The sequence below is a fragment of the Candidatus Viadribacter manganicus genome (assembly GCF_001679665.1).
GTDB classification, from domain to species: Bacteria; Pseudomonadota; Alphaproteobacteria; order Caulobacterales; family Aquidulcibacteraceae; genus Vitreimonas; species Vitreimonas manganica.
Map to the genome: position 1 here is coordinate 695,341 of NZ_CP013244.1, position 13,614 is coordinate 708,954.

15 protein-coding genes are annotated in these 13,614 nt (G+C 64.4%); 11 read left to right on the forward strand and 4 right to left on the reverse strand.

What is annotated here, in order from left to right:
- Positions 1-22 precede the first annotated feature (22 nt).
- The gene (locus ATE48_RS03660) at positions 23-706 is read right to left on the reverse strand and encodes a fused DSP-PTPase phosphatase/NAD kinase-like protein (protein ID WP_066767922.1); all 684 of its coding nucleotides are present in this window, start codon (positions 704-706) and stop codon (positions 23-25) included.
- Positions 707-820: 114 nt separating this feature from the next.
- Between ATE48_RS03660 and ATE48_RS03665 the strand changes: the two genes are divergently transcribed.
- The 6 genes from ATE48_RS03665 (at position 821) to ATE48_RS03690 (ending at position 5,801) form a co-directional block, all read left to right on the forward strand.
- Entirely contained in the window at positions 821-1,588 is a 768-nt protein-coding gene (locus ATE48_RS03665; RefSeq protein ID WP_066767925.1) for a lysophospholipid acyltransferase family protein, read from the forward strand.
- Positions 1,585-2,883: a 3-deoxy-D-manno-octulosonic acid transferase gene (locus ATE48_RS03670; protein WP_228126770.1), complete on the forward strand. Its 1,299-nt coding sequence runs from the start codon at positions 1,585-1,587 to the stop codon at positions 2,881-2,883. Before ATE48_RS03665 ends, ATE48_RS03670 begins: the two co-directional genes overlap by 4 nt.
- The gene (gene lpxK, locus ATE48_RS03675; RefSeq protein WP_066767927.1) at positions 2,870-3,886 is read left to right on the forward strand and encodes a tetraacyldisaccharide 4'-kinase; all 1,017 of its coding nucleotides are present in this window, start codon (positions 2,870-2,872) and stop codon (positions 3,884-3,886) included. Before ATE48_RS03670 ends, lpxK begins: the two co-directional genes overlap by 14 nt.
- On the forward strand, positions 3,873-4,787 hold the full coding sequence (locus ATE48_RS03680; protein WP_066767928.1) for a lysophospholipid acyltransferase family protein: 915 nt from the start codon (positions 3,873-3,875) through the stop codon (positions 4,785-4,787). Before lpxK ends, ATE48_RS03680 begins: the two co-directional genes overlap by 14 nt.
- Positions 4,784-5,236 carry a hypothetical protein gene (locus ATE48_RS03685; RefSeq protein WP_066767930.1) on the forward strand — a complete coding sequence of 151 codons (453 nt, stop codon included), beginning with the start codon at positions 4,784-4,786 and terminating at the stop codon, positions 5,234-5,236. Before ATE48_RS03680 ends, ATE48_RS03685 begins: the two co-directional genes overlap by 4 nt.
- A 64-nt stretch (positions 5,237-5,300) precedes the next feature.
- The gene (locus tag ATE48_RS03690) at positions 5,301-5,801 is read left to right on the forward strand and encodes a cupin domain-containing protein (RefSeq protein WP_066767932.1); all 501 of its coding nucleotides are present in this window, start codon (positions 5,301-5,303) and stop codon (positions 5,799-5,801) included.
- Here ATE48_RS03690 and ATE48_RS03695 read toward each other — a convergent pair.
- The 3 genes from ATE48_RS03695 to xseA form a co-directional block, all read right to left on the reverse strand.
- The gene (locus ATE48_RS03695) at positions 5,798-6,733 is read right to left on the reverse strand and encodes a M23 family metallopeptidase (RefSeq protein WP_228126771.1); all 936 of its coding nucleotides are present in this window, start codon (positions 6,731-6,733) and stop codon (positions 5,798-5,800) included. The two genes, ATE48_RS03690 and ATE48_RS03695, sit on opposite strands and share 4 nt — an antisense overlap.
- Positions 6,730-6,951, reverse strand: a complete 222-nt coding sequence (locus tag ATE48_RS03700) for a DUF2093 domain-containing protein (protein WP_066767934.1) — start codon at positions 6,949-6,951, stop codon at positions 6,730-6,732. The genes ATE48_RS03695 and ATE48_RS03700 overlap by 4 nt, the downstream gene beginning before the upstream one ends.
- Positions 6,952-7,030: 79 nt before the next feature.
- Positions 7,031-8,458, reverse strand: coding sequence for an exodeoxyribonuclease VII large subunit (gene xseA, locus ATE48_RS03705; protein ID WP_228126772.1), 1,428 nt, complete (start codon positions 8,456-8,458; stop codon positions 7,031-7,033).
- Between the two features lie 73 nt (positions 8,459-8,531).
- Here xseA and ATE48_RS03710 point away from each other — a divergent pair, with 73 nt between their 5' ends.
- The 5 genes from ATE48_RS03710 to purD all read left to right on the forward strand — a co-directional run bounded on the left by ATE48_RS03710 (position 8,532) and on the right by purD (position 13,522).
- On the forward strand, positions 8,532-10,664 hold the full coding sequence (locus ATE48_RS03710) for a hypothetical protein (protein WP_066767935.1): 2,133 nt from the start codon (positions 8,532-8,534) through the stop codon (positions 10,662-10,664).
- A 39-nt stretch (positions 10,665-10,703) separates the two neighbouring features.
- Positions 10,704-11,258: an NADPH-dependent FMN reductase gene (locus ATE48_RS03715; RefSeq protein WP_066767937.1), complete on the forward strand. Its 555-nt coding sequence runs from the start codon at positions 10,704-10,706 to the stop codon at positions 11,256-11,258.
- Positions 11,255-11,674 (forward strand): globin, encoded by a 420-nt coding sequence (locus ATE48_RS03720; RefSeq protein ID WP_066767940.1) that lies wholly within the window; start codon positions 11,255-11,257, stop codon positions 11,672-11,674. The genes ATE48_RS03715 and ATE48_RS03720 overlap by 4 nt, the downstream gene beginning before the upstream one ends.
- A 208-nt stretch (positions 11,675-11,882) precedes the next feature.
- Positions 11,883-12,200 carry a hypothetical protein gene (locus tag ATE48_RS03730; RefSeq protein ID WP_066767943.1) on the forward strand — a complete coding sequence of 106 codons (318 nt, stop codon included), beginning with the start codon at positions 11,883-11,885 and terminating at the stop codon, positions 12,198-12,200.
- A gap of 47 nt (positions 12,201-12,247) precedes the next feature.
- Positions 12,248-13,522 carry a phosphoribosylamine--glycine ligase gene (gene purD / locus ATE48_RS03735; RefSeq protein ID WP_066767945.1) on the forward strand — a complete coding sequence of 425 codons (1,275 nt, stop codon included), beginning with the start codon at positions 12,248-12,250 and terminating at the stop codon, positions 13,520-13,522.
- Positions 13,523-13,614: the final 92 nt, after the last annotated feature.

The window sequence follows — 13,614 nt, forward strand, 5'->3', positions numbered from 1 at the left end:
AGGTTCCCGCAATGGGCTTCACTCACTCGCGGCGCAAAACCTTATCGACCAAAATATTCGCCCACCATTGTCCGGTGAACGCCGCTTTCACGCGCTCCAGGTCGTAGTCCTGGTTAACCCAATCCAGGAAAGGCTTGCCGCTCTCCTTCGTCTCTTCGAGATAAGTCTCAAAAAAGAAGTCGATCATTCCTGTCTTGCCCTGCTTCACGTGCAGGTATTTGAGCGACAGTTGTTCCACCGCTTCGCTGATCGGCAGACCCATCTTAAAGTGTTTGAACAGCACAGCCGCGACGCCCGCGCGGTCCGCGCCGGATTTGCAGTGCAGGAGCGCCGGATATTCGATCGACTCGAAAATCTGCTTGCAGCGATGGATCGCCTCGACGCTCGGCGGCTCACGTGAGCGCAAGCGCAGATCGATCAGGGTAATGCCGTGCTTGTCGCAGGCTTCCTTCTCGAGCGCGTAATAGCCGGTGTCGGATTTGCCGCGCGCGTTGATGATCGTTTTGAAGCCGGCCTGCGCGTAGCGGGCGATGTGCTCCGGCGACGGCTGGTTCGAGCGCGCCATGACGCCCGGTTCGATCCAATGGAAATTCTGATAGAGGTTCCGCAGGAAGCCGTGGTCCGCCCAAATCAGGTCGTGCTCCGCCGCCCGGCGCCCATCCGGCGTCGAGAGGTCAAAAGCGGGGAATTTGGTCGGATTGGACATCGGAGTTCTGTGCAGGGCTCGCTTCGGCTTCTGGCGCGGTACGGGGGACGCCCCCTATAAGGGGCTCACCCGCGCTGCGGAAGCGGTCGCGGTCGGCCTCCAACAGGTTCAATAGTGAAGTCCCTACTCGGCAATCCGGTAATCCAGTTCATCCTGGGCAGCTTGATCGGCGGCTACATGCTGTTGGTGGGCGTCACCACGCGCTGGACCCGGGTGAACCAAGCCGTGATGGAGCCGTTCTGGCGTCCCAATGGCGGCAAGCTCATCGGCTGCATCTGGCACGGCCGCTTTTCGCTCATTCACAAGATGTGGACCTTCGGTCCCGGTATTCCGAGGGCCAAAATGCTGATCTCGCACTCTCGCGAAGGCGGCATCGTCTCGCACACGGCCAGGGTCGTGGGCGCCCAAGTCATTCGCGGCTCCGAAGCCAAGAAAGGCAAAGCCAAAGGCGGCGTCGAAGCCATGCGCCAGATGGCCCGCCACATCGACGGCGGCGGCGTCATCGCCATGACGCCCGACGGCCCACGCGGCCCGCGCATGCGCGTCAAGCGCGGGCCCGTTCAATTGGCCAAACTCGCCAACGCCCCGTTGGTCGCCGTCACCTGGGCCAGCAACAACCGCATCGTCTTCGACAAAAGCTGGGACCATTTCGTGCTGCCGCTGCCCTTCGGCAAAGGCGCGCTCGTCTGGGGCAACCCCATAGCGCCGCCGCCGATGGACGCCAGCGACGCCGACATCGAAGCCGTGCGCTTGGCGCTCGAAGCCGAGATGAACCGCATCGCCGCCGAAGCCGATCGCATCGCCGGCGTCCCGCCAATCCAACCCGCTCCGCCACGCGGCGAAGCGCTGGTGGAAGCCGCAGAAACGGCGCCAACTTCGTGAGCTTTTCGCCCGTCCTTATTTTCTATCGCGCCGCAAGTTCGGCGCTCGGCGCGTTGGCGGGCCTTTACCTCAACGACCGCGCCAAGCGCAGCAAGGAAGATCCAGCCCGCCTCGGCGAACGCTTCGGCCGCTACACCCAAGCGCGCCCGCAAGGCGCCCTTGTTTGGCTCCACGCAGCAAGCGTCGGCGAAAGCGGCGTCGCACTCGCGCTGATCGAAGCGCTCGGCGCGCGCAACGCGAACCTTTCCTTCATACTCAGCACCGGCACGCGCACCTCAGCCGAACTCGTCGCGCGCCGCGCGCCCATCCGCACCACTCACATCTACGCACCGCTCGATCGCGCCGATTGCGTGCGTCGCTTCCTCGATCATTGGCGCCCTGACGTTGGCGTGTTCGTGGAAAGCGAGCTTTGGCCCAATCTCATTCTCGAAGCCGAAGCGCGCGGCGTGAAATTGGCGCTGGTCAACGCCCGCATGAGCCCACGCACGCTGCGCCGCTGGACCAATTGGCGCACCGCCGGGCGCCGCTTGGTCGGCGCATTCTCATACGTCTCCGCCGCCGACGCCCGCACCAGGGACGCGCTCACCGCGCTGCGGCCGGCGCCGATCGGCGCAAGCGGCAATCTAAAGCTCGCCGCGCCCGCCCCGCGTGTTGATGCAACCGCACGCGCCGCACTCGCCGCAGAGATCGGCGCACGCCCCATCTGGCTCGCTGCATCCACGCACCAGGGCGAGGACGAAATCGTGCTCGCCGCCCACGACATTCTGCGCCGCGATTTCGCTGACGCGCTCCTCATCATTGCTCCGCGCCACCCTGAACGCGGCGCCGATATCGCGCGCCTCGCCGGCGGTGCGCCTCTGCGCTCCAAAGGCGCCTCTCCAGGCGCAGCGTCGGTCTATGTTGCCGATACGCTCGGCGAACTCGGCACGCTTTACGATCTTGCGCCCGTCTCGCTCGTCGCCGGCAGCTTGCTGCCGCAGCTCAAGGGCCACAACCCGATCGAACCCGCGCGGCTCGCCTGCGCGATCATCACCGGGCCCTACGTCGAAAGCTTCCAGGACCTGTTCGACACCATGATCGCCGCCGGCGGCGCAACCTGCGTGCAGGATGCGCAAACGCTCGCCGCCGAGATCGCCCGCCTCTGGCGCGATGAAGCAGCGCGCGCCCAACAACTCGACGCCGCCCTCAACGCAACCACCCAAGGCGCCGACGCGTTTGAACGCACCGTCAGCGCCATCATTGCGCTTGTCCCATCAGCCTCAGCACAGCAAAGCACGGCCAATGCGTCCGCCTGAGTTCTGGAAAGACAAAGATCAGATCGAAAGCCGTGACGCGGCCGTGGTCCTGCGCGCGCTGCTGACGCCGGTGTCGTGGGCGTACGCCGCCGTCGCGGCACACCGCATGCGCACAACGATCTCGCGCCACGTGCCGGCGCCGGTCATTTGCATAGGCAACCTCACCGTCGGCGGCGCAGGCAAAACACCGATCAGCCGCGCCATCCGCGCCAGGCTCGGCCCCAACGCGCACACGCTCTCACGCGGCTATGGCGGCCGCGCCGTCGGTCCCTTGCGCGTCACGCCGGACATGGAAGCGATCGAAGTCGGTGACGAGCCGCTGCTTCACGCCCGCGACGGCGCAGCCTGGGTCTCGCGCGATCGCTACGCCGGCGCACTCGCCGCCGTGCAAGCCGGCGCCCACGTCATCTTGATGGATGACGGCTTCCAAAATCCGTCCCTCGCCAAAGACCTCTGCATCGTCGCCGTCGATCCCGCTTACGGCGTCGGCAACGGCCAAGTGTTTCCGGCTGGCCCGCTGCGCGAACGCCTGCGCGATGGCCTCGCGCGCGCCGACGCCATCGTCATGCTCCATAACACCTGGAGCGCCGACATTCCCGAGCACCCCGACTGGCTCGCCGACTTTGCAAAACCCATACTGCAAGCCTCAGTGTCCCCGATCGGCGAAGCGCCAAGCGGCCCGCTCATCGCATTCGCCGGCCTCGCCCGGCCGGAAAAATTCTTCGACACGCTCGAAGCGGTCGGCGCGAAGGTCGAGGACATGGTGCCCTTCAGCGACCACCATCCCTATTCCGAGGACGACATGCGCCTCCTGGCGCAAATGGCCGAACAGCGCGGCGCCCAATTGATCACCACCGAGAAGGACGCCGCCCGTCTGTCGCCGGCATGGCGCGCGCGTGTGGCCGTGCTGCCAGTTGCGGCGCGATTTGCGGACGAAGCAGCGTTGGACGCCTTGCTTGCGCCGATCCAATCGCGGATTACGGCACTGCATGGCGAAGCCTAAGCCGAACAGTTTTGGATTTCAGGTCGAGGCCTTGGCCTGGAACGCCTATGTCGGCGCGCTCGGCGCGCTCGGCCTTGAGCGCGCGTCACGCTGGGGCGGCGCCATCGTGCCGGCGATCGCGCCGATCAACAGCGCCTGGAAAACCGCCATCCGCAATATCCGCATGGCGTTCCCCAACGAGAACGACGCCTTCCACAACGAGGTTCGCAAAGAGACGTTCGTCGAACTCGGCCGCATGACCGGCGAGTTTCCGCATATGCCGGAATATTTGGCCAAGTATCGCAGCGGCGAAGTCGAGTTTCACGGCAAGGAGATCATCGAAGCCACGCGCGGCAAAGGCGCGGTGTTCATCGGCGGCCACTTCTCGAACTGGGAGATCACCTCGCTCTGCCTCGCCCAGGTCGATCCAGATTCCCACTTCACCTACCGGCCCGCCAACAACCCGATCATCGACAAATACATCGTCGATACACGTGCTCAGTTCGGCCTGACGCTGCAAGCGGCAAAGGGCAAGGAAGGCGGCATGGGTTTGCTGCGCTCATTGAAGCGCGGGCGCAGCATCGCGCTGATGAACGACCAAAAATACAATGCCGGACTTTCCGTCCCGTTCTTCGGGCACAATTGCATGACCGCCGACGGCCCAACCCGCCTCGCGCTCAAATTCAAAGTGCCGCTCATTCCGATCACCGGCCGGCGCGTCGCAGGCACACGCTTCATCGCCACCGCCTATCCAGCCATCATGCTCAACTATGACGACCCCGACAACGAGCAAACCGTGTTCGACGGTGTCAAACGGGTGAATGAATTCATGGAAGCCCGCGTCCGCGATGCACCGGGCCAATGGTTTTGGTCGCACCGCCGCTGGCCGAAAAGCGCGTGGGTCGAAGCAGGCGTGATGTGAACGTCATCCCGTACCACCGCTTTGAGATCACTTCGCGCCTCAAGCGCGACGACGCCTTGGCAGCGATAGCGGCACATGTAGAGAAGCGGCAATTGTTCAACTGGAGATGGCCGAGTTCGTCAAACGACGAGCGCTTCAGCGGCGAGGTTACCATCGACGGCTTTTCCATCACGCGCATCCTGGGCTATCGCAACTCGTTCGCGCCGGTCACACACGGCGAGGTCCATGATGCAGGCAGTTTCTCGCGCATCGTCATCACCATGCGGCCCTTCATCGCGGTGCTGATCTTCTGCGCGTTCTTTACGACGCTCGCGCTTGCGTCACTGGCCGCCAGCGTGGTCCCCGGCATACTCTTGCTACTGTTTTTGTATGCCCTGGTGATGGGCGGCTTTTGGCTCGAAACGAACAAGCAAGAACAGACATTACGAAAAATCTTTCAGGCGATGTGAGCATCGCAGCGCGGGGTTCCTCGACGAAGCCGCACGCGCTAGAACCACGAACGGAGGGTCGGACATGTGGCGCGCACTTTTGGCGGCTTCGCTCTTGGCGGGCTGTTCAACCATAAACACTGTCGAACAACGCCTAGGCCTCGAAGATCGCCCGCCTGCGCCGGACACCGCGCTCGAAGCGGTTATGTCGGCCGCGCCGCGCACATGCCCGAACGGGCGCACCTTGGAAGGCGCCAATCATGAAGCCTTCGGCCCCCAGCACGGCGTGGTCGGAACCGATATCGCCTTCACACCGCTCGCCAGCGATCCAACACGCGCCGTGCGTCTGCGCCGGCTTGTTGTCGAGCCCGGCGGCGTCATCGCCTGGCACGCGCACGATCAGATCCAAGGCATGGCGCTCTTGGTGTCAGGCGAGATGACCGAAATCCGCAACACCTGCCTCGATCCGATCCGCTATCGCGCCGGTGACGTCGCCATGGAAGACGCAGCCACCCAACACGGCTGGCGCAATGACGGCGATGTTCCCGCCGTCGTCCTCGTTTCGCACGTCGTCGTCCGAAACTAGTTCGCGCTCAGCAACTCCCGCCGCGCCTCGGCCAAGCCAGCGATCGCCACGCTTGGATCGAGTTGCTGCGTGTTGCGCAGCTTCATGCGCCAGCACAGGTGCGGCCCGGTCGCGCGGCCGCTTGAGCCGACAGCGCCGATCACTTGGCCCTGCTCAACCGTATCGCCGGCGTGCACATCAAGGCGGCTCATGTGCAGATACATCGTGATGAGGCCTTGGCCGTGATCGATGAACACGAGCCCGCCTTCATAGTGCATGTCGGATTCGGCCAGCGTCACCACGCCCGCCGCAGGCGCGCGGATCGGCGTCCCCGTTGGCGCCGCAATGTCATAGCCGAAATGCGGCGTTGACGGGGTGCCGTTCAGAACCCGCTGATTGCCCCACGTGCCAGAAACGCGTCCGCCTTCAACCGGCAGAATGAACCCATCGAGGAAGCCTTCGATGTTCGCTGTGCTCTGAAAGCCCGCTTGCTTCAACACCGCTTCACGCTGGATGCGCGCCAGCACCGCCGGATCAGTCGGCGTCACCGTTTGCTGCGGCAAGCCATCGACGCGCTGAATATCAAACTCGCGCGGCGCGATATCGACACTCTGCGTTGCGCTCTCGCCACCGGCGCGCGCTTGGATTTGCGCTGTCGGTCCGTGTTCACGCGTGAAGCCGACAACGACCCAACCATCGGCATCGGCCGCACCGCTCTCGGCGCCGTCCAGATAGATCGCCGCGTTCGGCATCGTACGGCAAAGCGCGATGCCGCCTTGGGTGAAGGCGCCTGCGCAAGAGATCGCCATCGCGGCGGGCGCGGGCGGCGCAACAGGCCCCGCAACTTCAATCGGATGCCCAACCGCAGCCGGCGCCTGTTCGGGTGCAGCCGGCGCTTCAGCTGCAGCGCACGCCGCAACCAAAAGCGCGATCGCACCAAAGAGCGCCCTCACGATTTCTTCTCCGCATGCGTCTGCTTCCAGCGCGCGGTCGCTTCGGCGGGGCCGCGATACGCCTCTTGCAAATCCACGCTCCAATAGCGCAACGCGTCGAGCGTGATCGGCTCGCCAGTCACGGCGCAGCGCACATGCGTGCCCTGGCGCAAAATGGTGATTTCGTTGTCGCCATAATGGACCTTAGCTTCGGGTCCGCCGGGATCGTGCTTATTCATACGAGTCTCTTAGCGCGCGCCCGCCTCACAACCAAGCCGCATAACCCATTGCCTAGAGGTCAAACCGGCACAAGGCGGCTTAGAACAGCGAGCCCTGATCGCCGCCCGGCTTGCCTTTGCCCCGCGGCTTTGACGAACCATCGCCCGCCGGATCGATCACCGCCTTTTTCTGTTCGTCCGCGAAGGTGAGGTTCACCACATCGCCGGCGTTCAGATCCTTGGCCGCGCGCACCAAAGAGCCATCGTCGCGCTGCACCATCACAAACCCGCGCTGCAGAACGCTCTTGTGCGAGAGCGATTCCAGCATGCGTGTCGCGCCCTCAAGATGCTTCTTGTGCGAATCCAAAGTCCGCTTGATCGCCGGCTGCAACCGCGCCGACGTGCGCGCCAGGTGCTCGCGGCGGCGCACGATGTCCTGGCCCAGCGCCTCCGGCCGCAACCGCGCCGCGACCCGATCCAGCTTCGACTGCGCCGCGCGCGTGTTCGACACCAGCGCCGCATTCAGCCTCTCAGCGGCGCGGTCGTAACGCTGCTGCGGAATCTGAAACAACATTTCCAAACGCGGCAACTTCGCCGCCGCCGCGCGCAGTTCCGTGCGCCGCCGCTCCAGCCCGCGCACAAGGCCATTCTTCAACCGGCCATCCGCACTGGTGACGCGCTCGATCAATTCGGCACGCACCGGCACTGCTTTTTCCGCCGCCGCCGTCGGCGTTGGCGCGCGATGATCCGAAGCATAATCGATCAATGTCGTATCGGTTTCGTGGCCGACAGCGCTGATCAGCGGAATATCGCTCGCCGCCGCCGCGCGCACGACAATCTCTTCATTGAACGCCCATAGGTCTTCGATCGAGCCGCCGCCGCGCGCCACGATCAACACGTCCGGCCGGTTCGCGCCTTCGATCGCATTGAAGCCCTTAATCGCGCGCGCCACTTGCCCCGCCGCTTCCGGCCCCTGCACCAGAACCGGCCACACGATCACGCGGCACGGAAAGCGTTCGCGTAAGCGATGCAGAATATCGCGGATCACCGCGCCGGTCGGCGAGGTCACGACGCCAATCGTGCGCGGCAGATACGGGATCGCCTTCTTACGCTCACGCGCAAACAATCCCTCGCCCTGCAGCTTGGCTTTCAGCTTCTCCAATTGCGCCAGCAGCGCACCGACGCCGGCCGGCGCCATGCGTTCGCAGATCAGCTGATATTGCGAGCGCCCCGGATAGGTCGAAAGCCGCCCCTCTGCGACAACCTCCAATCCCTCCTCCGGCTTGAACGACAGCTGCTGCACGTTCGCCTTCCACATCACCGTGGAGATCGTCGCGCCCTCGTCCTTCAGATCGACATAGAGGTGGCCGGATTTCGCGATCAGCACGCGGCCGAGTTCGCCACGCACGCGAACGCGGTCGAAGGTCGTCTCCATTGTCCGCTTCACCGCCTGCGCAAGTTCGCTGACGGAAAGCTCGGGCAAATTGGATTGGGCGGTAACGGCCGCAGCGTCTGACATCACTTTCATATAAGCCGACTCGCCCCGGCCCGCGCCTGGTGGTTAAACAGTTCCAGGCTTGGGGAGGCCGGGGGATTTTCGCATGGCGTTCGACGCCAACGACCTGTCGCCACACGAGCATTTCGTGGTGGATCGGACCAGCGCTGGGGAAATCGCGGATTTCAGCGCCATGGGCGGCCCCGGCGGGGCCAAACCTGCCGTTCGGGCAGGTTTCCTCCGCAAGCTTCTCCTTCGCCTCGACGCCAGCTGGGCCATCCGCACGCCAGGCGTCCGCATCAAAGGCGCGCGCATCGAGGGCGTTCTCGACCTTACCGATTGTTCAGGCGAAGGCCTGCCCGCGCTCTCGCTGACCGAATGCGAAATCCCGGAACTGGTCGATCTCAGCCACGCGCGTCTCGCCCGGCTCTCGCTCAATGGAAGCCGCCTCACGCGTCTCATCGCTGTCGAAGTTCAGATCGATGGCGAACTCGATCTCTGCGACGTCGCGCCCATCGAAGCTGGCGGACGCGAAACCTTCACCGCCAAACTGCGCGGCGCTCGCATAGACGGCGACGTGCTCGCGCGCGGCGCAAAATTCGCACGCCCCGCTGACAGCAAGGACGACGCGCTCAACCTCCAAGGCGCCGAGATCGAAGGCAACGTCTTCCTGCGCGAAGGCTTCGACGCATTCGGCCCCGTCACGCTCTACGGCGCGCGCATCAAAGGCTCTCTTGATTGCAGCGGCGGCGCCTTCCTCAATCGCAGCGACGACGCTTCCGCCTCCGCGCTGATTGCCGAGACCGCACGCATCGAAGGCGATGCGTTACTGCGCGCTCAGTTCAAAGCCGAAGGCGAAGTCTGGTTCATGGGCGCCACGATCAGCGGCAACCTCGATATCAGCGAAGCCTCGTTCCGGAACGAATTCGGCTACGCGCTGATGCTCGCCAACGCCGAGATCGAAGGCCAGCTGAAGGGCGATGGCGTCAAGATCGCCGGCCAGCTCACGCTGCAAAACACCAGCATCGCGCACAATCTCGATCTCCGCGGCGCCGAGATCGTGCATCGCAGCACACCGCGCGGCGAAACCTTCGGCCGCGCCGTCGATGCCGCCAGCGTCCGCGTTGAAGGCGGCGCCTTGCTGCAAGGCGCCAACATCAAGGGCGAACTCTTCCTCGCCGACGCGCGCATTTCCGGCTACCTCGCGTTCGGCGGCGGCCGCTACATCAACCCCGGCCAATGGGCCATCCGGGCGCCCAACGCCCGCGTCGGCAGCAATCTCACCTTCACGCTTCCCGAAAACGGCTTTGCGCCGCACGGCCAAAAAACCGTCGTCGAAGGCGGCTGCAAACTCGCGCGCGTTCGCATCGGCGGCAAACTCGCTTGGTCGGCTTTTGAGTTGCGCGGCCCCGGCCCCGATCGCGCCAAGGGCGGGGTCTTTTCTTTCACCGACGCCAACGTCGACGGCGCCATCGAAGCCGCCGCGCTCACCACGCAACAAGAAACCTTGATCGACGCCTCCGGCGCCTCATGCGCCGCTTTGGACGACGACGTAAAAACCGGTTGGGGCGCCGAGACCGTGCGTCTCGGCCTCGATGGTTTCGCCTATGGCCGCATCGACAGCCAAAGCGAACACTGGCGCACGCGCCTTGCGTGGCTGAAGCGCTCGCGCCGCGAGGGCGAGAAGTTCTCACCACAGCCTTTCACCCACGCCGCCGCCACCTACGCACGCATGGGCCGGCGCGAAGATGCGCGCCGCATTCAATTGGCGCAGCACGATCTGCACACACTCTCCGGCGCCGCCGGACCTTTCACCTGGGCGCTCTCGTCACTGTTCGGCATGATCGCCGGCTATGGCCTTGCGCCGATCCGCGTCGTCCGCGCGCTCGTCATCTTCCTCGCGCTCGGCGTCTTCGGCGTGCTGGCGATGAACGAACAAGGCGCGCTGGTGACGCCGCAAGGCCGCGCTTGCAACGGCGCCGTCGAGCCGACGCTCTACGCCCTCGATGTCGCCCTGCCGGTCATTGATCTTGGCCAAGAAGGGCGCTGCGCGCCGGGTCGCACCGCGCGTGCCGAGCTTCCGCAAGGCATGGCCGTCTCCGAGACCAACGATTGGCGCCTGTTCGAAGGCGTTGCGCTCTGGCGCTGGGCGCATGCGCTTTACGCCATGCTCGGCGCCATCCTCACGGGCCTCGCGATCGTCACCTTCTCCGGCATCATGAAGCCGAAGGACGAGTAAGGCTGGTACGCGTTCGCCCAGCGGTCCATAACTTAGCTCATGACTGATCTGCGCGTTCTCGGCGTCGCTGGAAGCTTGCGCCTTGGCTCACTCAATCGCGCTTTGTTGCGCGCAGCAGTGAAACTTGCCCCCGCAGACATGAGCATCGACACATTCGATCTCGCCGACGTCCCGCTCTATAACGGCGATGTCGAAGCAGCAGGCGACCCACCCGGCGTCGCTGCGTTCAAAAACGCCATCCGCGCCGCTGACGCAGTCCTCCTCGTGACACCGGAATACAATCACGGGGTTTCCGGCGTGATGAAGAACGCCGTCGATTGGGCCTCGCGCCCCGCGCACGATGCGGCGCTCAACGGCAAGCCAGTTGGCATCATCGGCGCCTCACCGGGGCAAGTCGGAACCGCGCGTGGCCAAAGCCAATTGCGCCAAGCCTTCGAGTTCACAAACTCGTTCTGCATGCCGCAACCGGAAATTCTCGTCTTCCGCGCCCACGAAAAGTTCGACGCCGCCGGCGAACTCACAGACGCCAAGACCGCCGAATATCTCACCAAATATCTCGAAGCACTCCGCGCCTGGACGCTGCGCTTCAAATGACATTCACCGGCGCCGGACACGTCACCGCCAGCCTCGAACGCGCAGCCGAGCGCGCCGGCGATCTCACCGGCGATATCTACAAGCGCCTGTTCAGCGACTTTCCCGAAACCGAACCGCTGTTTGTGATGGACAAAAACGGCGCCGTGCGCGGCAACATGCTCTCGCACGCCTTCAACTCCATTCTCGATTTCATCGGCGAGCGCCGCTACGCGCACAATTTCATCGCCAGCGAAATCGTCACCCACGTCGCCTACGAAGTGCCGCCCGACGCCTTCGCTTTCTTCTTCACCGTCATGCGCGACGAGATCCGCGCCGCCTGCGGCCCACACTGGACGCCCGAGATGGACGAAGCCTGGCAGCGTCTCTTGGGTGAACTCGAACGCTACGTCTCCCGCCCCACCCACGTCGCGCCTTGACCTGGCGCTGAGCCATTTGCTCGCAGGCGCCGTCCATATCCTGCGCCGCCGCAAGCATGTGCGATTCTCGCTCACACACGCACTCTGGATGTGGAGCATTCTGGCTGTGGTGATGGGCAATTGGGCCGCCGATTGGCAATTGCGCTCGCTCACCCAATGGCCCGCCTGGACCGTGCTCTGGCTGATCACCAGTAAGGTCGCGTGATACGTGCTCTGCGTCTTCGTGACGCCCGAGTTCAACGCCAACCAAGAAAAGATAGATCTCGTCGCCTTCCACGCACGCGAAGGCCGCAACTATCTTTGGGCGATGATGGCCTTCTGCTTCGTAGCTCTCGCCTTCAACTTCACGTTCTCCGGGTTCTACGGGTCTTGGGTGCGCGACTCCATTATTACGATCACCGGGGGCGGCTTGACGATGGCGGCCATCTTCTTCCAAGCGCGGTGGGTGCAAATAGGCGCGGCTGCCTGTTTCGCGGCGCTGGCGACATATTTTCTGATCGCAGCGAGCACTCTTGGCACGGCTTAGGTCGCGCACGCTTGACCAAGCGGGCGTACGGTCCCAATCCCAGCTTCATGAAGATTCTGATCGTCGGCTCCGGTGGGCGCGAGCACGCCCTGGGCTGGAAGCTCCAGCAAAGCCCGCTCGTTTCGGAAGTGATTTCCGCGCCGGGCAATCCCGGCCTCGCGGCCATCGGCCGGACCGTCGCCATCAAAGCTGAAGACGCACGCGAACTCGCCGCCTTTGCCTTGCGCGAACAGATCGGCCTCGTCGTCATCGGTCCGGAAGCCGCCGCTGCTGCGGGCCTCGCCGACGCGCTAAAGCAAGTCGCCATTCCCTGCTTTGGTCCCAGCAAAGCCGCCGCCCAGCTCGAAGCCTCGAAGGCTTTCATGAAAGAGTTCTGCGTGCGCCACGGCGTGCCGACCGCGGAATACAAAGTCTTCGACGAGGCCATCCGCGCCAAAGCCTATCTCGGCGACCGCGAGGCGCCGTTCGTCATCAAGGCCGACGGTCTCGCAGCCGGCAAAGGCGTCGTCATCGCCGAAACCCGCCGCGAAGCCGACGCCGCGATCGACGAAATCCTGTTCATGCGCAAATTCGGCACCGCCGGCCAACGCATCGTCATCGAGGATTTTCTTCCAGGCGAGGAAGCCAGCTTCTTTGCCATCTGCGATGGCGAGACGGCGATTCCGATGGTCGCCGCGCAAGATCACAAACGCGCATACGATGGCGACAAGGGCCCCAACACCGGCGGCATGGGCGCCTATTCGCCCGCGCCGATCTTCACCGATAAAGTTCGCGATCAAACCATGGAGCAAATCATCCTGCCGACGCTGCGCGGGATGAAGGCCGAGGGCAATCCGTTCGTCGGCGTGCTGTTCGCGGGTCTGATGATTACGCCCGCCGGGCCAAAGCTCATCGAGTTCAACGTCCGCTTCGGCGACCCCGAATGCCAAACCATGATGCGCCGCCTCACCAGCGATTTCGCACCCGTTCTACTCGCCGCCGCGAAGGGCGAACTTGCAGCAGCGCCGCCGCTTGAATGGGATGCGCGTCCAGCCGTCACTGTCGTCTATGCAGCGCAAGGCTATCCTGACGAACCGCTGAAAGGCTCAGTCATTCGCGGCGTGCCGCAAGCTGACACCGTGCCGGATGTCGTCGTCTTCCATGCCGGCACGCGCATGGATTCCGACGGCCTGCTACGCGCCGATGGCGGCCGCGTTCTTAACGTCACCGCCACCGGCGCCACGCTGCAAGACGCCGTCAACAGCGCCTATGCCGGCGTCAACCGGATCGACTGGCCCGGCGGCTTCTGCCGCCGCGACATCGCGTGGCGGGCGCTGACTTAACGCGCCGATGGGCCGCTATCACGGTCACGCTCCGCGTGCCCAGGATGGCGCCTCAAACTGCCCCCGAATGACGGAGCGACACCCGCTATCCC

Excerpts from the sequence above, each read along its gene's own strand:
- ATE48_RS03660 (WP_066767922.1), bottom strand. The coding sequence starts at position 706 with ATGTCCAATCCGACCAAATTCCCCGCTTTTGACCTCTCGACGCCGGAT.
- lpxK (WP_066767927.1), top strand. The coding sequence starts at position 2,870 with ATGCGTCCGCCTGAGTTCTGGAAAGACAAAGATCAGATCGAAAGCCGT.
- ATE48_RS03680 (WP_066767928.1), top strand. The coding sequence starts at position 3,873 with ATGGCGAAGCCTAAGCCGAACAGTTTTGGATTTCAGGTCGAGGCCTTG.
- ATE48_RS03690 (WP_066767932.1), top strand. The coding sequence starts at position 5,301 with ATGTGGCGCGCACTTTTGGCGGCTTCGCTCTTGGCGGGCTGTTCAACC.
- ATE48_RS03700 (WP_066767934.1), bottom strand. The coding sequence starts at position 6,951 with ATGAATAAGCACGATCCCGGCGGACCCGAAGCTAAGGTCCATTATGGC.
- xseA (WP_228126772.1), bottom strand. The coding sequence starts at position 8,458 with ATGAAAGTGATGTCAGACGCTGCGGCCGTTACCGCCCAATCCAATTTG.
- ATE48_RS03710 (WP_066767935.1), top strand. The coding sequence starts at position 8,532 with ATGGCGTTCGACGCCAACGACCTGTCGCCACACGAGCATTTCGTGGTG.
- ATE48_RS03715 (WP_066767937.1), top strand. The coding sequence starts at position 10,704 with ATGACTGATCTGCGCGTTCTCGGCGTCGCTGGAAGCTTGCGCCTTGGC.
- ATE48_RS03720 (WP_066767940.1), top strand. The coding sequence starts at position 11,255 with ATGACATTCACCGGCGCCGGACACGTCACCGCCAGCCTCGAACGCGCA.
- purD (WP_066767945.1), top strand. The coding sequence starts at position 12,248 with ATGAAGATTCTGATCGTCGGCTCCGGTGGGCGCGAGCACGCCCTGGGC.